Annotated in this window: 3 protein-coding genes; 1 reads left to right on the forward strand and 2 read right to left on the reverse strand. The window is 43.2% G+C overall.

Annotation, left to right across the window (positions count from 1 at the left end; genetic code table 11):
• The first annotated feature begins 83 nt into the window (after window positions 1–83).
• Complete coding sequence (locus tag J6I68_RS16590) at window positions 84–1241, forward strand: pyridoxal phosphate-dependent aminotransferase (RefSeq protein WP_292221930.1); 1158 nt, start codon at window positions 84–86, stop codon at window positions 1239–1241.
• Between the two features lie 58 nt (window positions 1242–1299).
• On the opposite strand, the gene J6I68_RS16595 is transcribed toward J6I68_RS16590, so the two are convergent.
• The gene (locus J6I68_RS16595) at window positions 1300–2244 is read right to left on the reverse strand and encodes a 3'-5' exoribonuclease YhaM family protein (protein WP_292221931.1); all 945 of its coding nucleotides are present in this window, start codon (window positions 2242–2244) and stop codon (window positions 1300–1302) included.
• A gap of 30 nt (window positions 2245–2274) precedes the next feature.
• Window positions 2275–3621, reverse strand: coding sequence for a S1C family serine protease (locus J6I68_RS16600; RefSeq protein ID WP_292221932.1), 1347 nt, complete (start codon window positions 3619–3621; stop codon window positions 2275–2277).
• Window positions 3622–3733 lie beyond the last annotated feature (112 nt).

Raw genomic sequence — 3733 nt, forward strand, 5'->3', positions numbered from 1 at the left:
ACACACTTTATTTTGAAAAAATATAAAGACCACGGAACGATCCTTACTAAAAAATATGAAGATACAAGGGAGATAGTTTCACCATGAGAAATCCCATAGGAAAAAAGGTGGTTGACATAAAGCCATCTGGAATAAGAAAGTTTTTTGATATTGTTCTGGAGACAGAAGGCGCAATATCCCTTGGTGTTGGTGAGCCGGATTTTGACACTCCCTGGCATATAAGAGACGAGGGTATTTACTCTCTTGAAAAGGGAAGAACCTTCTATACTTCAAATTCAGGACTTAAGGAGCTTCGTACTGAGGTTTCCAATTACATAAAAAGAACCCAGGGAGTTACCTACGATCCTTTAAAAGAGATATTTATCACAGTAGGTGGTTCAGAGGCTATTGATCTTGCCCTCAGAGCCATGATAGATGAGGGAGATGAGGTCCTTATCCCTCAGCCCAGCTACGTATCCTATGAGCCCTGCGCCATCCTTGCTGATGCAGTTCCTGTCATAATTGAGCTAAAAGAGGAAAATGAATTCAGGCTTACAGCTCAGGAAGTTCTTGAGAAGGTAACAGATAAGACCAAGATCTTAGTGCTTCCTTTCCCTAATAACCCAACTGGAGCTATTATGGAAAAGAAGGACCTTGAAGAGATTGCCAAGGTAGTCATCGAAAAGGACCTTTATGTAATTTCAGACGAGATCTATGGCGAACTTACTTATAGTGGCAAGCATGTATCTATTGTGTCCCTTCCTGGAATGAAGGAGAGAACGATCCTCATAAACGGCTTTTCCAAGGCATATGCCATGACTGGATGGAGACTTGGATACGCCTGTGGCCCGGCTAAGATAATGGAGCAGATGATCAAGATCCATCAGTTTGCCATCATGTGTGCTCCAACTACCAGCCAGTATGCTGCTGTAGAAGCCCTTAAAAACGGCGATGATGATGTTGCCATGATGCGTGAGCAGTACAACCACAGAAGAAGATATCTTTTAAATGAGTTTGAAAGAATTGGTCTTCCTTGCTTTGAACCATATGGAGCATTCTATGTGTTCCCCTGCATCAAGAAGTTTGGCATGACCAGCGACGAGTTCTGTACTAGGCTTCTTAAGGAAGAAAAGCTTGCAGTTGTTCCAGGAACAGCCTTTGGTGACTGCGGAGAGGGATATATAAGAGTTTCCTATGCTTATTCTTTAGAAAACCTTAAAGCTGCCATGGAGAGACTTGAGAGATTCATCAGTAAACTGTGATAATAAAATAGTAAGAGCCCGGCTATTATTGATGATAGCCGGGCTCTTTTGATCAGGTTTAGTCGATCTTTGTAGGATAGATGTTGGTTTCAAAGAATTTATTGAATCCCTGCCATCCAGGAGTTGTGACATTCTGAAGTATTTCTGTGAAGGTCTCCATCTTGGCGTCAGTGTTGTCAGCAAGGTTTAAAGCTACCGCCTCCATAAGAGCTGGTTTTTTTGGAGATCCGTACTCAAACTCTCCGTGGTGAGCCAGAATGCAGTGCTGAAGCTCCTGCTTTAAGAGTTCAGGAAATCCTTCAATGCTTCTTGCTTTTTCGCCAACCATTTCGCAGCCCATGACGATGTGACCAAGGAACTGCCCCTGGTCTGTGTAGTCATTTACTGGGAAAAGAGAAAGCTCCCTGGTTTTTCCTATGTCGTGGCAGATAGCTGCTGTAAGAAGGAGATCTCTTTTGAGCATTGGGTAAGCTGATGCCATGTAATCACACATTTTTGTTACGCTTAAAGTATGCTCGAGAAGGCCACCAATAAAGCTGTGGTGGACAGTTTTTGCTGCGCTTGATTTTCTGAAGGCCTCTACGAAGGCTTTGTCGTTTACAAAGAAATCTTCAAGAAGTTTTTTAAGGTAAGGGTTTTCTATGGTTCCTATGATCCCAAGGAGCTCTTTGTACATCTGATCGTTATCTTTTGAAGAAACAGGAAGGAAGTTCGAGAGGTCATACTCGCCTTCTCTGCACTTTCTTGCTCTTTTGATGTTTACCTGAAGGGCTCCGTTAAAGCTTGTGATCTCACCAAAAACATCGATGCAGTCAGTTGCATCAAACTCGTCAATGCCAGCGCCGCCTGGCTCCCAGACCTTGGCGTCTACAGTTCCTGTCTTATCCTGGAGGATGACTGAATAGTATTCCTTGCCGTTTTTAGTGGTGGCAGCCTGTTTGTGTTTACACATGTAGATGTCGGCTACCTTTTCTCCAGGGATAAAGTCTTTGATAAATTTCATAAAAAACCTCGATTCTATTTTGTTTCTATATTAGTTATGGGTTGCGCTGGTAAGTGTAATGTCTATATCCAGCTCCACATAATCATTCGGTGCCTGTCTTAGTACAGTAACTGATATTACATCATCAGGGGCACAGGCTGCAAGTTTTGAAACCAGCTGCTCGTAAGAAGAAATCTCAGTTCCAGCGATTGAAGTGATGATATCACCACTCTGGATACCTGCCATCATTGCAGGAGAGTTCATCTCAGTGGTAGTTATGTAAGCGCCCGCAGGTATATTCATGGACACCTGTATGTCATTTGGAATTGTTGTTCCGTGAATGCCAAGGTAAGCCCTGTTGCGGCCATTTGAAAGGTCTTCAAAAAGAGACTTAAGCTCCGTGATTCCTATTGCACAGATATGATTCTCCAGTTCATCGGAATTGTAGGACATATCGATCATGCCTATTACCTGGCCGCTTAAGTTGGCAATGACACCGCTTCCGTTTGTACTGCCGTAGATGTCGGTGGTAAGAAGCTTATAGTATGAATCCTCAAGACCAAGAGCTGTCTTTTCTGAAGTGATGATGCCATAGGCGATTGAGCCTTGTATTCCAAGAGGGCTGCCAACTGCTATGACAGGAAGACCTGTAAGTGAACCTGAATTGGAGCTTCCAAGTGATGAGGTAGATACTTTGTCTCTTGTGGTGTCAGAAAGATCTGCTCTTTTAACGCTAATGACGCTAAGGCCGGTTACATCATCTATAAGGCTCAGTTCAGCTGTAGTCACTGACCCGTCGAAGAAAGTAACTCTTATGGTTTCTGCATCGGTGATGGCGGCAGCTGGCAGTGCAATATAATAGTTTGAGCCGTTTGTTGCAATGATGACACCTGAAGTAGAACCGCTGCTCTCAAAGGACTCGCTGAACCAGTTGGTGTCACTGGAAAGAGCTGTAACAGTAACTATGCTGCGGCTTACTTCTGTTGAAACTTCTTTAAGTGAAGCCATCATCTTGCTGTAATCTAAAGCATCGAAAGAATATGAAGCGATAGCCTCATCAATTTGATCCTTCTGGGCAGACTCAAAATTCTCTGCTTCCACAGCAGCTATTTCGTTTTCCACTGCGAACATCTCCTCGGGAGTAAGTTCGTCCTGAACATTTTCCTCCGGGAGAGAAATCGCTTCCGGTTTTTCCTCAGGGTAGAGCTGGTCGGAAAAGACAGGCTGGAGTAAAAGAAATGTGAAACACGCCACTATACCAAATATGATCGCTAAAAAGAAAGTGATGGCAGTACGCCGAAGGAGCTTCTTTCTGTTTATAGGGCGCTGCTTTATCTTTTCGCTGATAAAACCGGTATCGGCAAGCTTGTTGTTGTTTTCATCTGTGTTTGATGCCATTGGATCCCCCTTAGCCAAAAACATTACATACATTATAGTATAGCTTACTGGCTAAAACTAGACAAATACTAGTCATGGAGCGCTTTAAATGATAAACTGTAATTTGGATTAT

This window comes from Butyrivibrio sp. (assembly GCF_017940685.1).
GTDB lineage: Bacteria > Bacillota > Clostridia > Lachnospirales > Lachnospiraceae > Butyrivibrio.

Excerpts from the sequence above, each read along its gene's own strand:
- J6I68_RS16600 (WP_292221932.1), bottom strand. The coding sequence starts at position 3,621 with ATGGCATCAAACACAGATGAAAACAACAACAAGCTTGCCGATACCGGT.
- J6I68_RS16590 (WP_292221930.1), top strand. The coding sequence starts at position 84 with ATGAGAAATCCCATAGGAAAAAAGGTGGTTGACATAAAGCCATCTGGA.
- J6I68_RS16595 (WP_292221931.1), bottom strand. The coding sequence starts at position 2,244 with ATGAAATTTATCAAAGACTTTATCCCTGGAGAAAAGGTAGCCGACATC.